This window comes from Agaribacterium sp. ZY112, assembly GCF_041346925.1.
GTDB lineage: Bacteria > Pseudomonadota > Gammaproteobacteria > Pseudomonadales > Cellvibrionaceae > Agaribacterium.
Genome location: NZ_CP166840.1, coordinates 1,118,247 through 1,135,168, shown reverse-complemented (window position 1 = coordinate 1,135,168; position 16,922 = coordinate 1,118,247). Strand labels below are relative to the sequence as shown.

General features: G+C 42.1%; 17 protein-coding genes. 3 read left to right on the top strand and 14 right to left on the bottom strand.

The features are described 5' to 3' along the window. Positions 1-29 precede the first annotated feature (29 nt). Entirely contained in the window at positions 30-755 is a 726-nt protein-coding gene (locus tag AB1S55_RS05045) for a SapC family protein (RefSeq protein WP_370980699.1), read from the bottom strand. Positions 756-769: 14 nt separating this feature from the next. After that, positions 770-2,326, bottom strand: coding sequence for a tryptophan halogenase family protein (locus tag AB1S55_RS05040; protein WP_370980698.1), 1,557 nt, complete (start codon positions 2,324-2,326; stop codon positions 770-772). 246 nt (positions 2,327-2,572) lie between these two features. Between AB1S55_RS05040 and AB1S55_RS05035 the strand changes: the two genes are divergently transcribed. Continuing rightward, positions 2,573-2,812: a DUF6868 family protein gene (locus AB1S55_RS05035; protein WP_370980697.1), complete on the top strand. Its 240-nt coding sequence runs from the start codon at positions 2,573-2,575 to the stop codon at positions 2,810-2,812. A gap of 19 nt (positions 2,813-2,831) precedes the next feature. Here AB1S55_RS05035 and AB1S55_RS05030 read toward each other — a convergent pair whose 3' ends face one another. Both AB1S55_RS05030 and AB1S55_RS05025 read right to left on the bottom strand, forming a co-directional pair. Beyond that, positions 2,832-4,394 carry a DUF3369 domain-containing protein gene (locus AB1S55_RS05030; protein ID WP_370980695.1) on the bottom strand — a complete coding sequence of 521 codons (1,563 nt, stop codon included), beginning with the start codon at positions 4,392-4,394 and terminating at the stop codon, positions 2,832-2,834. Positions 4,395-4,441: 47 nt separating this feature from the next. Further along, complete coding sequence (locus tag AB1S55_RS05025; protein ID WP_370980694.1) at positions 4,442-6,142, bottom strand: ATP-binding protein; 1,701 nt, start codon at positions 6,140-6,142, stop codon at positions 4,442-4,444. Between the two features lie 215 nt (positions 6,143-6,357). Here AB1S55_RS05025 and AB1S55_RS05020 point away from each other — a divergent pair, with 215 nt between their 5' ends. Further along, positions 6,358-7,080: a DapH/DapD/GlmU-related protein gene (locus tag AB1S55_RS05020; protein WP_370980693.1), complete on the top strand. Its 723-nt coding sequence runs from the start codon at positions 6,358-6,360 to the stop codon at positions 7,078-7,080. Here AB1S55_RS05020 and AB1S55_RS05015 read toward each other — a convergent pair. Next, positions 7,077-7,418: a DUF6122 family protein gene (locus tag AB1S55_RS05015; RefSeq protein ID WP_370980692.1), complete on the bottom strand. Its 342-nt coding sequence runs from the start codon at positions 7,416-7,418 to the stop codon at positions 7,077-7,079. The genes AB1S55_RS05020 and AB1S55_RS05015 overlap by 4 nt on opposite strands. Between AB1S55_RS05015 and AB1S55_RS05010 the strand changes: the two genes are divergently transcribed. Next, positions 7,410-7,718 (top strand): GIY-YIG nuclease family protein, encoded by a 309-nt coding sequence (locus AB1S55_RS05010; RefSeq protein ID WP_370980691.1) that lies wholly within the window; start codon positions 7,410-7,412, stop codon positions 7,716-7,718. The two genes, AB1S55_RS05015 and AB1S55_RS05010, sit on opposite strands and share 9 nt — an antisense overlap. A 16-nt stretch (positions 7,719-7,734) precedes the next feature. Here the strand turns inward: AB1S55_RS05010 and AB1S55_RS05005 are convergent, their stop codons facing one another. The 9 genes from AB1S55_RS05005 to AB1S55_RS04965 are packed head-to-tail and all read right to left on the bottom strand — an operon-like array spanning position 7,735 to position 16,832. After that, on the bottom strand, positions 7,735-8,691 hold the full coding sequence (locus AB1S55_RS05005; RefSeq protein WP_370980690.1) for an AgmX/PglI C-terminal domain-containing protein: 957 nt from the start codon (positions 8,689-8,691) through the stop codon (positions 7,735-7,737). A gap of 1 nt (position 8,692) precedes the next feature. Further along, positions 8,693-9,232, bottom strand: a complete 540-nt coding sequence (locus AB1S55_RS05000) for an ExbD/TolR family protein (protein ID WP_370980689.1) — start codon at positions 9,230-9,232, stop codon at positions 8,693-8,695. Then, complete coding sequence (locus tag AB1S55_RS04995; RefSeq protein WP_370980688.1) at positions 9,232-9,777, bottom strand: ExbD/TolR family protein; 546 nt, start codon at positions 9,775-9,777, stop codon at positions 9,232-9,234. Before AB1S55_RS04995 ends, AB1S55_RS05000 begins: the two co-directional genes overlap by 1 nt. 14 nt (positions 9,778-9,791) lie before the next feature. Beyond that, complete coding sequence (locus tag AB1S55_RS04990) at positions 9,792-10,445, bottom strand: MotA/TolQ/ExbB proton channel family protein (RefSeq protein WP_370980687.1); 654 nt, start codon at positions 10,443-10,445, stop codon at positions 9,792-9,794. 47 nt (positions 10,446-10,492) lie between these two features. After that, positions 10,493-10,780 carry a hypothetical protein gene (locus tag AB1S55_RS04985; protein ID WP_370980686.1) on the bottom strand — a complete coding sequence of 96 codons (288 nt, stop codon included), beginning with the start codon at positions 10,778-10,780 and terminating at the stop codon, positions 10,493-10,495. Further along, on the bottom strand, positions 10,777-11,424 hold the full coding sequence (locus AB1S55_RS04980) for a tetratricopeptide repeat protein (protein ID WP_370980685.1): 648 nt from the start codon (positions 11,422-11,424) through the stop codon (positions 10,777-10,779). The genes AB1S55_RS04985 and AB1S55_RS04980 overlap by 4 nt, the downstream gene beginning before the upstream one ends. Then, positions 11,414-14,368, bottom strand: coding sequence for a tetratricopeptide repeat protein (locus AB1S55_RS04975; RefSeq protein WP_370980684.1), 2,955 nt, complete (start codon positions 14,366-14,368; stop codon positions 11,414-11,416). Before AB1S55_RS04975 ends, AB1S55_RS04980 begins: the two co-directional genes overlap by 11 nt. Then, positions 14,365-16,386, bottom strand: coding sequence for a hypothetical protein (locus AB1S55_RS04970; RefSeq protein WP_370980683.1), 2,022 nt, complete (start codon positions 16,384-16,386; stop codon positions 14,365-14,367). The genes AB1S55_RS04975 and AB1S55_RS04970 overlap by 4 nt, the downstream gene beginning before the upstream one ends. Next, positions 16,374-16,832: an AraC family transcriptional regulator gene (locus AB1S55_RS04965; protein WP_370981572.1), complete on the bottom strand. Its 459-nt coding sequence runs from the start codon at positions 16,830-16,832 to the stop codon at positions 16,374-16,376. Before AB1S55_RS04965 ends, AB1S55_RS04970 begins: the two co-directional genes overlap by 13 nt. Between the last annotated feature and the right edge of the window lie 90 nt (positions 16,833-16,922).

Here is a 16,922-nt window from a genome sequence, read left to right as displayed (position 1 = left end):
GCAGCTAGCAACCACTAGCTGCTCGATGACTAACTAGCGACCTGCTGGTTTTTCCAAGAAATAAGTTTCTCTAAGTGGGCAGAAGAGCTCAGCATCAGGTGGCAAATTTGCAGTATGCCTTTTTGATGACACTCTTCTAACGCTTCGCCGCTTAAGGCTTTTAGCGCAGTTTCGTTAACAGAATAGACACCTTTAACACTGACAGACTCACCACTGGCCAGCTCAGTCGCCAACGATACCGATTCAATCAAGTTCAACTCGGCCATACGCGCCAGTACATGTGCGCCAGCTTTAGACCCATTCATCAGCTGAGAAAAAACTTGTTGAATACGCTGTAAATAAGGGCTTGGCTGACCATCCTTCTCAAATAAACTCTCACCATAGGTGCCTTGAAATTTATTCGCTGAGCGATCAAGCGCAATACGCCCTTCACTTGATTGCTCACCCTCAGGCATATAGATCTGAAAGGGACGACGAAGTATATCCAGAGGCTGAAAGCGGGCCTGCCACTTATCATCTTGTAGATACAAATTCTCGCCAGCCTCAAAGCCAAAGAGCGCGTTTAATTGATACTGTTGGCTTTGCTGGTTTTTAACAATAAAAATAGGGTATTCATGCACCAAGTTAGGTAACTCGCCAACCATCACATAACAGGCATTCACCTTGTAACAACTATCACTAAAATCACTCAAGTTAACCTTTAAGTCTTGGTGGATTTCAGCATCCAACATCTCTAGCGTTGGTTTATCTGACATAACAATTCTCAGTCTTAAATTTTAGATAACCCATATTTATGGATTTTCTCTATTAGCTCTCGGTTAGATGGCAGGGTAGACAATAACTGCTTCAACCTTTGCGTATTCCTTGCAATTAAAGTCTCAGCATAATCTCCCATAACCTTGTCTTCGCCAAACAAAGGGCTAGCTTTATGGTCCATACCGTAGAGTACATATTGAAAGCTTGCCGCGCCAAACAGCTCTTTAACATGACCAAAGTCCGTATGAGCGGGGGTACTATGCTGCCAAAGCAGTAAAAGCTCTTGCAGGCTTTCAGGAATAGAGGCCGCATCTTTATTATCTAGCCAAAACGGACTACTTCGGCGGCTCAATACGTAGTGAAGTTTAAGGAATTCAACTATTCTTTGCCAGCGATAGCTGAAGCTTTCATTAAAGCGCCGCGCTGAAATAGGCAAAGCCTCTTGAGTCTTGGGTAACTGCTCAGAAACACTCTGAGCTGAAAGCTCAATCATCATCAATGCTGCAGCTTCTAAAGGCTCAATAAAACCCGCTGACAGCCCCACAGCAACACAGTTTTTGTGCCAAAACTTCTCACGATAGCCGGCATTAAAACGAATCTCTTTTATATCAAGACCTTCTGGCTTACCACCACTGGCACCGATATAACTATGCAACTTCTGAGTAGCTTCATCAACAGACATATAAGCACTAGAAAATACATGGCCTACTCCGCGGCGTGAAGGCAAGCCAATATCCCAAATCCAACCCGCGTCTTGAGCGATACTCATCGTTGCTGATTGAATCGGCACCTCAGGTGATGAATACGGTACTTGCATAGCCAAAGCAGTGTCGGCAAATAACACATCAGCAATACTTTTATATTTTACCCCTAGCGCCTCACCTAAGAGCAGAGATTTAAAACCAGAACAGTCTATATATAAGTCAGCACTTAACTCTCCGGCCTGTTCGGTTTGAACAGAAGCAATTGCACCACGCTTATCTAAAGCCACTGCCGTAATATCCGCAACAATATGCTTAACACCCAGCTTTTTGGTGCAGTGCTTGTTAAGAAACTTGGAAAAAACAGCTGCGTTTAAGTGATAGCCGTAATTCAGTACCGGATCATATTCGGCATTAGTAATCGTCTTAGGTGCTTTTTGTTGTTCACACACCGCCTCTTGCTCACAAAAGCTACGTGAGAATGATTTTGACTGACGAGCAGCACTGTGAAGCCAATGTTCAGAGACATTTACTTCTGGGAAGCCCTGGGGTGGCTGAAACGGATGGTAATAATGATTTGGCCCTTGATCATGAGACCAATTGACGAACTTAGATCCCTGTTTAAAACTTGCTTCACATTCACGAAATAATTCGCTCTCAGAAACACCCATTTTCTTTAGGGTTATTCTCATCGTAGGCCAAGTACCCTCACCTACCCCAACTGTGGCAATGTTGGCAGACTCGCACAAAGTGACTGTTAACTCTCCATTTGCAATGCGTGTTTTTTGCGAGCTAGCAATAATGCCAGCACTTAACCAACCTGCCGTACCGCCACCTACTATCAGTATCGATGTGATTGGGGTCTGCATAAAGTATCCCTCTTACTTTTGTGCTGATCTTTGTCCCAGTGTGGGCCAGCTAACAAGAATAAACCTTGACCCACAACAAGAACATGAGGTTCGTTTACAGATAGCTATAATTTAAATTATGAAGGAAAATCTAGCCAGAAAGAGAATAAGAAAAGATAGTTAGAATAACGACAACATCGGGATAGAAAACCGTGTTTAATTGTCAATATTAATAAGTAAAGTTTTTCATATATAAAGGAAATAGAAATGAGCTTAATTATGTTTGAACAAGTATTACAGTGGTGTCTTATCATCAATATAAGCTTATTAGCTCTTTCTAGTTCAGCTTTATTTTTTGCCAGGAATCCTATTCTACGCATTCACTCTAAATTGATAGGTTTAAACCCTGAGCAACTCAAGCCTGAGTACCTAAGGTTTATTGCCAACTATAAATTACTCATCCTTGTTTTCAACTTTGCACCTTGGCTTTCATTACAATTGATATAGGCACTTTAAATATCATAGGCTATACCTCATCCCCGCTAAATTTATCCATATAACGACTGCGTATAGCCGTGACTTCATCGATTTTACTAAAGAGTGCATCTACAACACGAGGGTCAAAATGAATGCCAGCTTGTTCACGAATGTGTTTATTGACATCCTCTAAGGGCCAAGCTGGTTTATAGACTCGATCGCTAGCAAGAGCATCATAAACATCCGCAACAGCCGTGATACGAGCTTCTAAAGAAATTTCTTCGCCCTTTAAACCTTCTGGATAACCAGAGCCATCCCATTTTTCATGGTGCTGCAAACTGATCATAGCCCCGGCTCTTAAAATTTCTCTTTTACTATCACCTAGTAACTGATGCCCTATTCGAGCGTGTTTTTTCATTAAATCCCACTCGTCTTCAGTTAACTTCCCAGGCTTATTTAAAACCGAGTCGGGTATACCAATTTTACCTAAATCGTGCAGAGGTGACGCATAGTGCAATATTTCTGCTCTAGCCTCCGTCATACCCATAGCCAAACCTAATAGACGACTAATTGCAGCTACTCGTTTAACATGGTTGCCAGTTTCTCTTGAACGGGACTCAACAGCTTCTCCCAGCCTATAAACCAGTTCCTTTTGAGTTTCCACAAGCTGATCTTTCAGATACAAATTATCAAATGCAACCAAAACATTATCACAAAACAGTTCAATCAAATGCTCATCCATTTGATTTTGCTCTTTAATACCACTCAAATAAAGAATGTTTTTTTGCCCATCTTGGCCTTTAGAAACCGCTAAATATTTTTCATCTTTATGTAAACCTTGACTTTCATTTGCATTCTTAATTAACTCAATAAAATCACTATCTAAATGAGTAGAAACTGTTTCACCTACTTTCGGGCTAAACATACCCGTACCAGCAACGATACGGCACTCACCATCATGATCCTGGGCGGTTAAGCCCTCAAGCTTTCCAAAAAATGCACTTTCATCAATATGCAAAATGGATGTTATTTGCTGTAATACACCGGCCGTAAATTCGTCTAAAAACCGTTTCTCATAAATATTCTTTGAAGCTTTAATAACACGTTCTAAGCCCTTCCTGCTTTCATCCAGAGCCAATATATCTCTATAAGACCGCAAACAACTGTACATTAAGGTATAAAGCTTTCTAGAAGTCAGCTCTGTTTTCTCTTTATAGTCATTAATATCATATTCACTAATGACTTCTCGCTCAGGAGCCTGCCCCGGCTGACCTGTTCTTAATACAATTCTTGTGCTTGTATTTTTTAGTTCCTCTCTAATAAATTTTGCTGTATCAAGACCAGCGTGCTCACTTTCCATCACCACATCAAGAAGCACAACGGCTATATCATCATAATCTTTAAATATTCTCCTAGCCTCTTCTCCAGAAAAAGCGTCGACAAATTCTAAACGCCGCCCCTCAAAGGTGAAATCAGATAATGCAAACTTCGTCACTTTATGAATATTCTCTTCATCATCAACAACCGCTATACGCCAAGGCTTCTTACCCGATGCTTTAGGGTCTTCATCTTTGGAATAATCATTTTCTGGGGCAAATATAAAATCTTCCATATCTAACTCACTGCATTATCTTAAGCTGTTAACACAATCACTATTAGTCAATCACATGGCAGGCTTATATAAAAACAAGCCCCTTTACCCAAGTCACTTTCACAGACCACACGCCCTTTTAACTTATTGCATACTATATTATGTACAATATTCAAACCTAAGCCACTGCCACCGGATTCTCTCTTTGTGGTAAAAAATGGAGCAAATATTTGTCCCTTAATTTCATCACTAATGCCAACACCATTATCCCAATAAGTAAGAACCAGATCGTCCTTCTCTCTTTTACAGTTGATATGAATTTCCGGTTTATCTATGTCAACAAAAGCATGATGAATGGAATTCATAATAAGGTTGGTAAAAACCTGAGCGATACTACCTGGATAAGTCGTTAGTGTTACCTCACCATCAACACTTACCACAGGATTAACCTTCGCTTTACGCAAGCGAGGACTTAGAGATAATACAATTTCTTTAATATAATCACCCAAACCTATAGACCTTAATTCTTCAGAACTTTTATCAACTGCAATTTTCTTAAAGCTGCCAATCAGATCTGAAGCGCGCTTTAAATTGTTTTGAACAAGATCAGAGCACTCTTTAGTATTTGCAAAGAAATTAAGAAAGTCGCTCTTTTTTAAAGAACCAGATTCGAATTTATGCTCAATGTCAGATAGCAGTTCCACAAGATGAGAAGAGGCTGTCAAACTTATGCCCAAGGGGGTATTTGCTTCATGAGCGACACTACTCACAAGCGCCCCTAATGAGGCTAGGTTTTCATTTTGTATAAGTTCGTCTTGAGCCGCACGAAGTACCGCTAAAGCATCTAATAGCTTTTCATTGGTACTTTCTAATTCACTCGTTCGCTGGCTTACTTTTAACTCAAGGGAGCTATTCAGCCTGTGTATTTCTTCTTGTGCTTCTCTGCGCGAGCTAATATCGCTTACAGAGCCACACATGCGCTGACATCGCCCTTGCTTATCAGGCTTAGCCAAACCACGCACAAGAATCCAACGGCGCCCAGATGTGAACGTCATCGGCAGCTCAACTTCAAAAATAGGGCTTTCACCCTTCAAGTGAGCCACAAGTTGTCTATAAAATGATGTTTGATGCGTAGCTTGAATACAGGACACTATAGGCTCAAACGAGCGCCCCTCATAATCTGGAGCAAGCTCTAAAACACGCTTTGCAGTATCCGATAAGAACAACCTTTGTTGATCAATATTCCAATCAAAGATGCCATCACTCACACCTGCCAGCGCAAGCTTATAGCGCTCTTCACTTTCAGCTAAAGCCAATTGCTGCGCTTTAAATTCACTAATATCTTCATAGGTGCCCAATACACCAATCACCTCATTGTGATCGTTACGCAGTGGCACCTTTGTGGTTCGCAACCAGTTAACCGTCTTACCGTCACGCTCTTGCGGCTCCTCATAGTTAACACGCTCCAACTCCGTACTCATAACGTACTTATCGTCTTTGCGATAAAGCTCTGCGGTACTGTTATCCCAAGGAAGATCGTAATCACTACAGCCCACTAGCTGTTCAAGAGAGGATAAGCCCGCATCTTCAACAAAAAGCCTATTTGCGCCAAGATACAAACTTTGAGTATCTTTCCAAAAGACACGCACTGGTAGGTGATCTAAAGCTGTACGAAAGAAGTTCCGGTTCCGCGCCAACTCACACTCAAGTAGCTCTATACGCCGCTCAAGCTCTGCCTTAGTACTTTTGCTAGTACTATCACCACTCATTGCAATGTTATACCCAATCCGTACACATTAACCTCACACCACTAATAACTGTCTTCGCCATATGAAGTAGCATACCTACGCACTGTAGTGGCTTACTACACAGCTTTATGAACCCACGGCCAGCAAGCCGATTTAGCCTGAACAACAAGACGGACTTAGTAGTAAAAGCATAGCAGCAATGTACAATTTGGCTCGCCGCCCCCACAAGGAAAGACATGAGAAAAAACCATCAACCCTATTGGCTCTACCTTTCTCATCGCTGGCTGACAGGTCTCTATTGTCGACGTATTATCGAACCGCAGTTCGATAGCGTGGGCGAAGGTTTAGCAGTACTTAAGCCCCGTAGCTTAAGGCTTTTTGGCTCAGGCATTCATGCAGGTAGGCACGTACACCTTATCAGCGATGACCATAACCCTATTCGTATAAGTACTTGGAGCAGTAAGAGCCAACAGGGGCGCATTGAATTAGGCGATTACAGCTTAATATCGCCAGGAGCCAACATTGCATCAGCCGAACTGATTCGCATAGGCAAGAGCTGCATGATTGCTGCCGATACCTACATTAGTGACAGTGACTGGCACGGTAGCTATAACCGAACTCGCCCATTTCGCTGTAGCGCAGCAGTCAATATTGCCGATAACGTATGGATAGGCACTCGCGCCATTATCAACAAGGGCGTAAGCATAGGCGAAAACAGCATCGTCGCTGCCGGTGCTGTGGTGACAAATGATGTAGAAGAAAACACGGTGGTTGGAGGAAATCCAGCTAAGGTAATCAAGCTACTTAAGCCCAATAAACGGCGTATTACTCGGGCTTTTTTATTTGAGCAAGCCTCCGACTACTGCGATCAACAACATGAGTTACAGCGCTACCTACTCAAGCAAAACTCTAGCTGGAAATGGCTGCGTAGTATCTTTGCGCCAAGCCCAAGAGATTAGGGCTTGGCCTCATGCTGATAAAACCAAACACCTTGATTCTGCATACAGTCCAAACTATCAAGCCCCATATGAATAACCAAGCCCCAAGCAAACCATTGCAAGGGCTTATAGCGCCACTGCAAGGATAGAAGGATATACAAAGGAAGTAAGTACAAACTATGAAGCGGGTGAAAATCGACACTACAGCGTGTAGGGTCGTAAATAGGCTGAGCCAACAAGTGGTCTATATCAATCGCAAAAGCCAACAACATAAACAAAAAAGCTTTTAGTGCACGCTTTTGATATAAAGCTACAGCAATACATAGAGGAACGAGAACGTGAAGGGCGATATGCCACATAAACAAAAGCCCCAAACTAGCTTTAAGAATGACAATGAGCAAACAAATACTTGGCAGGTGTATATTGTAAGCTGTTCGGATAACAGCCTCTATTGTGGCATTACCACCGACCTTGAACGGCGCCTAAAAGAACATAACGGCTTCAGTAAAGGAGCTCGTTACACCCGAGCTCGCCAACCCGTCAACTTAGTCTATAGCGAAACCTTAGAAAATCGAAGCCAAGCAAGTATTCGCGAAGCTCAAATAAAGAAACTGTCACGGGCAGCCAAGCTTGCTCTGATTAAACAAGCTCAAACTTGACCACCATTAGCCGTAATTAATAAGGCAAAAAGTCTATGCTGTAATTAATCTTGGTTTGCAGAACATCTTTAGCACCAAAACTAATCAGCTTGATTCGAGTAAGTAGCTTTCTCTCCAATGCAGGATCATCCAGCTCACTACTGACAATGGAAGCAGAGCTCACCCGACCATTAGGATCAATCACTAAATTAAAGACAACCTTACCTTCAAGAGCGGGATTACGACGCAAGGCACGATTATAGATTGCATCAATCTTGCCTTTGTTTTTATCCATAGTTTTACGAATTTCTTCTTCGCTACGCTTGCTTTTATCCCTAGAGCTTTGCTTTTTCGCTTTGCTAGCAACACCGGTTGCACTCGCCAGCTTACTATCAACCTTGGTATCTTTTTTACCGCTTAAGGCAACACCACCGGTATTACGGCTTAATTTAGCAGAGTTAATTCCTGTGCTACTTGTAGATACTTTATTTGACGTAATAGCTGCTCGTTCAAGCTCGGCTGCTTTACCCAAGCTCTGGCTTAATTGATCAGCATCACTCATATCTTCAAGGTCAAAAGCGTCTCGCATATCCGATAGAGCGTCCGCAAATTGATTGATCTCAGCCTGAGCAACCTCTTTAGCTTCTTCAATTAACTGCGCCGGAGGCTCAGATTTAGGCTCGGGAGTCGCCTTCTTTTCTTCTTTAGGTTCTTCCTTTTTCTCCTCCTTTGGCTTTTCTTTTTCTTCCGGCGTCGGTGTCGGCGTTGGGGGGGGAGGTAGAACCTTTTCCTCAAGCTGCACACGTGCCAGCTGCTCAGGAATTTTCTCTAACTGGCTGCGTTCAGGCTCGGGCACATCGATAAAAGGAATAACAATACTAAGCACCAAAAATGGAACAAGTAGAATCAGTAAAAACTTCTGGTAGCGCTTATTATCTTCTTTAGAAGAAGACCAAGGCAGCTGTAAATTGGGGGCGGCAATAGCTATAGACATATTACCCCCCTGAACCTAGTTGCACTGCAGCATCTAAATCTGACTCATCCGCTACAACCTGACTAACAGCCAAGGAGATATTTCTATAATCCGCTTTAGCGCAGGTTTTCATTACCTTTTTTAGTAACTTATAAGGTGTATCCTTGTCTGCCATGATATTGACATCACGACCTAAGCTTGCCTGCTCTGCGTCTTTATAAGGACTGCGTTCCGCTAGATAATCAAGCTCCTTTTTTAGGCCAACAATACCTTCTTCCGTTTCTTTTATTGTATTAAGGTTTGCGACTTCACGACCGCCAACAAGAATATTTTCTTTATTTACCACAACAACTAAGGTTTGCTCTGGCTTTTTCTCAGCAACTGATTCCGGTAACTTAATACTCTTATCATTCTGTAGAACTTCAACATCTGAAGAGTTCACCAACAAAAAGAATACCAAGATGGTAAAAATATCCATCAAAGAAACCAGATTCAATTTTGAGGTTTTACGAGCTCGACGATGATGCCGCTCCATACGTTTTACACGTTTAGACTGCTTCATTATTTTCCGCCCTCCTTAGTAGTAGAGCTCTCTATAGGTGCATCACCCAAAGAGATTGCCGGAAAAAGTTCAGCATCAACTAATGAAGCAGCAACAACGGCTTTAAAACTTCTCACCGTATCCATCGCTTTTACAATCGTCTGATAGTCTGTATCAGGATGGGACAAAATCAAGATATCTCGTTTATCAATTCCTTGATCTTTCAACTGTCGCTTCACTTCCTGAAGTACTGTAGAAAGTAGCTCAAAGTCATATATCTGCTCAGAGCCTTCACCAGCATCCACCTTAGGTAAAGTTTTTAACGGAGACCCTGCGGGGTAATTCACCACTAAGGTATCCTGATTAATAACCAATTCAAGGCCTTGATTTTTATTGTTGGGATTTGCTTCGGAACTGGAGGCGATATCCGGAAGCTTTAATTCCAACACCGAAATATGGCTAAACACCATACTCATAAGAAGCACTGGCACGAGGATAATCATCAAATTCATAAATGATGTAATATCCAGCTCCGCTTCTTTATTGCGAAATCTACTTCTGCGCATTGCTAAAGCCCTAGTTATTCACCGCTGCGAGTTCGTGAATTAGAGCCTGTTGCATTACTTATAATGTTAAGACATTTAGTCCCGGCCATTTCTAAGCTATCGACGATTTCAGTGGTTTTTTCTACCAACATCGCATGAACAAGCAAAAGGGGAATAGCCGCAATCAAACCAAAAGCAGTTGTATTCATTGCCACAGAAATACTCTGAGAAAGCAGAGTAGCTTTTTCAGCTGGTGCCGCATTAGCAACTGCAGTAAATGCGGCAATAAGCCCCATAATGGTACCTAACAACCCTAGTAGGGTTGCAATGTTTGCCAGTGTAGCCAAATAAGAAGTCCGTTTTTCTAAGCGTGGTACGGCCTCCATAACACCTTCTTCCATCGCGTATTCAATCTCTTCACGACGAGGAGTTTGCTGCATACGAGCCAAGCCAGCAGCAACGATGCGACCAATCGGTGCACCACTTGAACGAGCAAGCTCTACGACCGTGCTGTAATCTTTTTTACGTAACATAGGCAGCATACGATCGAACGTTTTTCGGTTAGAACGCTTAGCAGATGAAAGAAAGACCCAGCGCTCAATAGCAAGCGCTAAACCAATAACCAAAACAATGGCAATTGGGTACATAAATGGTCCACCGGTTTGGAAAAAAGTAACTATCGCGTTCATTGTTTAATTGCCTCCACAACAATTTTTATTAAATAATATAAGTAGAACTATTTTTGCTCTTGTGGGCTTTCCACAAGCGCTTCTAAATAATCTATTTCTCGGGTGTGCTCACTTGGCTCAACATGAGTAAAGACATCACCTAAGCGGCTTTCTAGGCCACGCTGTAAAATACTCGTGTCTTGAGCCTGTTTCCAAGGAACAATATAAAGCACTTTGGGTTGTTCTTTATTACCTGTAACAGTGGCACTTAAAGTCACCACCTCATCATCTTGGGCAACAAGGGTGTTACAAAAACACAGTGCTAGCAAGATAAAAATTCGTCTCATTTGTTTCATTGCTGTACCTCTGCTCGACGACTTACATCTGCAATCCATGTTCTCAGTTGCCGATCAGGCTCATCGCCATTTAGTTTTTGCGCAAGTTCAAAATAAGGTAAGGCCAACTTTGGCTTGCCCATATACAGATCATATAAAACACCAAGATTTATCAGAGATGCTTGATGATGAGGCCACAAAGCCAGTGCTTCAAGGTATGTACTTTCAGCTTCATCAAAACGACCCTGCTGGCGCAACAATAAACCTAAATTACTATACGCATCGAACTGATATGGATTCACTAGCAACGCTTGTTTATATGCTTTTTCAGCTTCTCCTAACTCACCTTGCTCACTATAAGTAATAGCCAAGTTAGTATATAAACCCGCTAGCTGCGGATGGTCTACAAGCATAGCCTGTAAGCTTGCTTGCGCCTCAGCCCACTTGCCTTCAACCATTGCTTCTTTCACCACCTTAAAATCGCGCTTTACAGACGAAGGAGCAGACACAGCCTCTGGATTTTCAGGCTTGGCAATAGCGGTAAACGTATCAATTAAAACATCAGAATCCGGCTCGACATCAAGCTCTTTGCTGGCATCCTGAGTAGCACACGAAGCCATTAATGCGACGGCTAAACATATAGTGATTAGCTTATTAAAGTTCATCACTTACCCCTATATAGCGTTCTTTTTTACCGTAACGCGCCGGTAATATAGTTGCTAACGAATCAAAGGATGCCTGAATCCATTCATCATAAACACCATTGTGAGAAAGGGTGGTATTGGCGCTGTAAATATCAATCGCTTTTTCTTCAAGCGGATATACTTGTTCCTCTAATAATATTTCATATTGCTCGCTGGCTAGCTCGTCTAAACCTGAAGGGCGCTCACTATCAATCAAGTCTTCAGCTAGAATCGCATAGAGTTCTGCAATACGGTGATTTGCCTGACTAGTAAATGCAGCCAAACCGTAAGCACGCACAGCTTTATACTTCTTCAAACAGCTATCCATTGCTTTTTTCTTTGATTTCATGCTTTTCTTAATAGGCAAAGTAAGCTTCACCAATTCAAACTGCTTAAAAGCATCGTCAGCAAATTCAGCACTCGCCATAGCAGCTAAATACTGAGAGCGATCTGTTCGCTTTGAGCCAGCTTTTTTATCTTCTGATATTAATTTCTTCAACCAGTAATCACGCTTATCTTGCTCATCCAATTTAGCGTAGAGCTCTGTTAATTTAAAACGAGCTTCTGTAGCAAGATCAAAAGGATCAGCGTAATCATGAGCGTAACGACGATAATACTCGATGGCTTTACGATCATTACCTGACTTTTCATACATCTCGGCAGCCAAATAAACCGAAGTACGTTTTTGTTCGGGATCAGAACTGAGCGCCATAATTGCAAGCACACCAGCCGCCTTAGCCCACTGCTGTGTTTGCTCATAAATGTGGAGCTGTTTAGGCTCTAAGTTTTTCGCTAACTTATGATCAGGGTAATTGCTCTTAAAGCGATCCAACTCTTGCTCAGCTCTAGCCCAATCTTGAATTTCAATCAATTTATTCGCAGCATCGTACTGAGCAATACGAGCTATTTCACTGTGAGGAGCAACACTAGGAATTAACAATAAGCGATCAATTGCAGGATTAAACTCTCCGGCAGCCAACTGCTCCTCACTCTGCTTATACATAGAAGCCGCAATGCGTTCTTGCACATTGGCTCTTTGCTCATCGTTTTCCGATAAACGAGCCAATAGAGCCCTGTAAGCCAACTCTGCTTCAGCATATTGCCCTAGCTCAAACTGACTATTAGCTAGAACCAACCAAGCCGTTTTTTGCAGCTCTAACTTCTGCTGCGGCTGCCATTGAGTTAAACGGCTTGCGATTTCAATCGCTCTTTGCCTCTGTTGCTGCTCATAAAGTACTTGCGCAGCTTTTGTTAATACCGCAACCGAACGCTCATCGGCAGGGTAATAATCGGCAAAGCTTATAGCGTTGCTGATATAGTTTTCTTGCCACTGCGCGTATTGAGCGCTTAGCGCCTCTGTATCAGCCTGTTTATCTTTAATGGCTAATTGACTTTGCTGAACAAGTTCATCAGAAATTAATACGGCATTATAAGCAGCATCCGGCCCGTACTTTTCATCAACATAATCATAAGCAACACGCTTATAACTAGTAACTGCAAACGCCAACTCATCAGCGGAGTAATAAGCTTCACCTTGTAAATAGCTCATTTCTGCACGAGCAGGGTCTTCAGGGAAAGTCTGGGTAAACTGCGCATATAGATCGGCAGCTTTAATATAATTGGGTTTACTGCTTTCTGGTTCTTTGCCTTGTTTTTTACCCGCCGCTTTATTTTTATTGTAATCAACTAACACCTGATCCAAAGTCTGAGCTTTAGAGTGGTAATAACTAGAAAGCTCGGTTAAATACAATTTCAAATAAGGCTTAAGTTGATCCTGCTGCTCGCTTTCAGGCCAATACCTGCCACGTACACCATAAGCTTCAACAAAGGACTCTTTTGCAGGCAAAACTAAACTTGGAAAACCACCTAGTTCATAAACAGAAATTGCTTTTACAGCATAGGCGGGGCTGTGTGAGCTGGCAGGAAAACGCTTAGCGTAGGCTAAAAAACAGTCCGCACTGTCTCTATAACGCTCTTTTTCATAATACAACTCACCCAAATTAGCATAGATAAGGTACTCATAACTGCGCGAACCTAAAGCTTGCTCACCATATACTTCGGCAATAGTTTCCGTGCCATCTAAATATGAAAAGGAAATACTTAATATCCGTAAAGTATCTTGAGCCAAATTTTTCTGGCTATTACTCAAAGCTTGCCAGTCATCACTCTGACCGAGCAAATGATCAAGCACTTCTGTAAATGGTGCGATTGCGGCTCGGTAACGGTTGCGCTTAAAGCGACTCCAACCTTGCATATACACGGAATTAGTATAAAAAGGAGTGTCTTTTCCTGCATTAGCTACACGCCCATATAAAACCTCAGCTGTTTCATAATCCGAATCCGAAAAGGCTTTTTCAGCTTGACGAAACTCCGCTTCTGCAGCAAGCGGAGAAGCCGGATAACCAGACACCAAACGATCCAGTGTCTGGTTACTTTCTTCTAAACGTCCATCTAAAGCATAAGCTTTAGAAAGCTGATAAAGAATACGCTCGTTCAAAGCTGTATTTTCAGGCTGATCAACACCGGTTTGTCCGGCCCGCTGCTGATTTAATACCAGCAGCTCTTCGTACATAAGTACGGCATCGTCAAAGAATGTTTTCTCTTCGACAGCATTAATATGCTCATCCTCACTTTTAGCCATTTCAATATCAGCCAAACGGCTAATAATTTGATGGCGAAGCTCATCGTCATTAGCAACTTCTAAAGCCGCACGGTAGCTTTGTTCGATCTCATCTAAGCTTGCCGGTTCCAAAGGCTGTAACGCCTCGGTTTCATTCGCTATCTCTTGCTCATCCAAAGCAGGTAAATCTGCAATTGTATTTTTGTAACTCTTAGGCTCAGATGAATCAAGAACAGAGCACGAGCTAAGAACCAGTAATAAACTGCAGCCAATTAACCAACAAATTTTTCTCAGAAAGAAAATCATTGTGCAGCCTCTTTAAGCGGCACTGCAGCTGGCTGGCCTGTATCTTGATCGGCTTTATTCGGGAAAGAGAGGCTAGGCACTTTTAGCAATTCAGGATTAGTCCTGCTAGCTTTTTTATTAGTGCTGTTTTGTTCACTCTGCAGCTTGCTCTGCTCAATTTCATTCAGTAGAGACTGCTCACGAGCAGTATCTTGTAGCCGAGCAATACTTAAACGGCTTAAGGCTAAATAATTTGTGAGGCCTTCCCTTTTATCAGCAAGCTCATTTTTCAAACGGGAAATCAACTCTGACTCTGAGCTCTGAATAAGAGACTGAAGCCGAACCTGCAGACTCAGAATTTCATTACGACTGAGTTCTAGCTGTGTATACCATGGCTGAATATCAACAGTATCATTCTGTAAAGCATCCAGCCTCGACTCCACCTCGTTAATATTACTTACCGTGGATTCAGTTTTGAGCAAGGACTTTTTAATTGACCAGTATCTATCACTGTAGTGCTCACTCGCTTGCCACAATAATAAGCCCCTATATCGGCGCAAGGACTCTTTATACTCATCAACAAAGGGATCTGTTTCTTCTAAGCGATGAATACGTTGCTCAGATTTTTCTATACGCTGCAATAGCGCTCTCTCTTCATCATTAGTCAGCGCCAAGTAATCTTGCTTACTATCCAAATCATCCAGCTGGCTATTTAGATTCAGGTATACTTCACTTAGGTTTTGATTTTTAATCTCTTGCTTTTGCACACTCGCCTGATCGGCATTCTGCAAGCGTCTATTTTCTCTATAGGCAAGCATACCTTCATAAAAGGCAATTTTTTCAAGCCAAGTATCCATTACAGAATTGAGATACAGAAGGTCCTGAAGCTGTTCAACAGCCAATTGAAAGTTATTTTGAGAAAAAAGCGATACCAAATAACTTAGCTTTGGAGATAGGCTTTTTTGATTTGCAAGATCCAGCCAGTCAAGTTCTTCGCTGACAGGAACATCTAATACACTCAATAACTCACTGTTATCTAGCTGGCTATAAATGCTATCTATGTCATTAATTTCTTTTTTATATTCTTCTGCCGCCCCTTGGTAAGCTTTTAACGCTGGCGCTAAGTCACCCATTTGCTCATAGGCATAAGGCAAAGCAAGTAAGGCCTCTTGCTTATTTTCATCATTTAAGGGGCTATTACCAAGATGCCTTAGAACACGCTTGGCATCATCAAAGTCACCCAACTCAATTGCCGCCCAGCTATAACCTAACATGGCTCGATTGGCTAATACGCTATTCGATCTAACACGAGAAAACTTTGCTTTAGAAATCTCATAATCTTCTAAGAATAAGTAGCTAAAACCGGCAGCAGCCATCGCCTTATCATGCAACACTTTATACTCTTCATCATCAAAGAGATCTTGAGCGAGGTAATCAAAGTAACGAACAGCTTCTTTATATTGCTTTTTCCTTGCATATGCAGAACCAATATTAAAAGTAAGATAAGCTCGCCAATGTGGACTCAAATCTTCCTGATCATATAAAATCAGCGCACTAGTTAACTTATTCTGCTTAATATAAAGGTTAATTTTTAATGGAATGATTTCTGAAAGCAAAGCAGCATCGGGCTTTTCACTAATATGGCTCAACGCTTCAGACGCTCTAAGCCACTCACCGTGACCATAGCGAATTTTAGCCAAATAAAACCATGCGGCATCACGAACACTGGAAGAGCGATTATCTTCTAATATTTGCTTAAATATTTCGCTAGCTCGGCGTTCCATTTTATAGCCTAAAGCTAAACCCGCTTCCATTAACGCGGGATTATCTCCATGCCCAGCAATACCACCCTGCTTTTGAGCTACAAGCAGTTCAGACAGAGCCTCCATGTATTCATCAAGATGGTAGTGATATAAAGCCGAGCCGTAACGCAGATCAGCAACTGCAGTAAGCTCTTTATCAGCAGAAAAGGACGGAGCCGCGCAAACCAGAACACTTAAACCAAGCGCCGCAGCAGAGCGAGAAATTAAAGTTCCCATTCTTTAAAATCAAACTTCGGCTGCATATTACTTGTTGCATCTAGCACACGGATTTCAATCATCTTAGCGTCTTCACCTTTAGTTAAGGTCATGGTGGCGCCACGCTTATATTCTCGATTGTCAGGTCCTATACCTGTAAAGATGGCGGTGAGTTCATGCTCACCTTGTTTGATATTGCCAATATACAGACGCTGAATACCACCACGCGCCAAAGCAGAATTCTGACGATCAGTGTAAAGGTGGCTGGCCACAAGCTTGTCATCAATTTTTAATTTAATCGCGTCAAAACGAAAAAACTTTCCGACATCCAAAGAGACAAACACAGCAACTTGAGTACTATCAGGGAAGAGCAGCTCTTCTTCTAAAATAAGCAGATCACGATTTAAACGTAATGCCGCTTTCTTTAAGCTTTCAACCTCTTCTGCCAAAACAGGCTTTTGCTCTATAGGCTCTTGAGCAAAGACAAGACCAGACAAAAGAAAACTGACAATAAAGGCCAAAATAGACAAATTTTGACAAGGTTTATGACTCAAACT

Bases quoted from the DNA above. Each gene is read 5' to 3' on its own strand.
- AB1S55_RS05015 (WP_370980692.1), bottom strand. From the start codon at position 7,418: ATGTGGCATATCGCCCTTCACGTTCTCGTTCCTCTATGTATTGCTGTA.
- AB1S55_RS05005 (WP_370980690.1), bottom strand. From the start codon at position 8,691: ATGTCTATAGCTATTGCCGCCCCCAATTTACAGCTGCCTTGGTCTTCT.
- AB1S55_RS05020 (WP_370980693.1), top strand. From the start codon at position 6,358: ATGAGAAAAAACCATCAACCCTATTGGCTCTACCTTTCTCATCGCTGG.
- AB1S55_RS05035 (WP_370980697.1), top strand. From the start codon at position 2,573: ATGAGCTTAATTATGTTTGAACAAGTATTACAGTGGTGTCTTATCATC.
- AB1S55_RS05040 (WP_370980698.1), bottom strand. From the start codon at position 2,326: ATGCAGACCCCAATCACATCGATACTGATAGTAGGTGGCGGTACGGCA.
- AB1S55_RS04985 (WP_370980686.1), bottom strand. From the start codon at position 10,780: ATGAAACAAATGAGACGAATTTTTATCTTGCTAGCACTGTGTTTTTGT.
- AB1S55_RS04970 (WP_370980683.1), bottom strand. From the start codon at position 16,386: ATGGGAACTTTAATTTCTCGCTCTGCTGCGGCGCTTGGTTTAAGTGTT.
- AB1S55_RS05025 (WP_370980694.1), bottom strand. From the start codon at position 6,142: ATGAGTGGTGATAGTACTAGCAAAAGTACTAAGGCAGAGCTTGAGCGG.
- AB1S55_RS04975 (WP_370980684.1), bottom strand. From the start codon at position 14,368: ATGATTTTCTTTCTGAGAAAAATTTGTTGGTTAATTGGCTGCAGTTTA.
- AB1S55_RS04990 (WP_370980687.1), bottom strand. From the start codon at position 10,445: ATGAACGCGATAGTTACTTTTTTCCAAACCGGTGGACCATTTATGTAC.
- AB1S55_RS05010 (WP_370980691.1), top strand. From the start codon at position 7,410: ATGCCACATAAACAAAAGCCCCAAACTAGCTTTAAGAATGACAATGAG.
- AB1S55_RS04995 (WP_370980688.1), bottom strand. From the start codon at position 9,777: ATGCGCAGAAGTAGATTTCGCAATAAAGAAGCGGAGCTGGATATTACA.
- AB1S55_RS05045 (WP_370980699.1), bottom strand. From the start codon at position 755: ATGTCAGATAAACCAACGCTAGAGATGTTGGATGCTGAAATCCACCAA.
- AB1S55_RS05030 (WP_370980695.1), bottom strand. From the start codon at position 4,394: ATGGAAGATTTTATATTTGCCCCAGAAAATGATTATTCCAAAGATGAA.
- AB1S55_RS05000 (WP_370980689.1), bottom strand. From the start codon at position 9,232: ATGAAGCAGTCTAAACGTGTAAAACGTATGGAGCGGCATCATCGTCGA.
- AB1S55_RS04980 (WP_370980685.1), bottom strand. From the start codon at position 11,424: ATGAACTTTAATAAGCTAATCACTATATGTTTAGCCGTCGCATTAATG.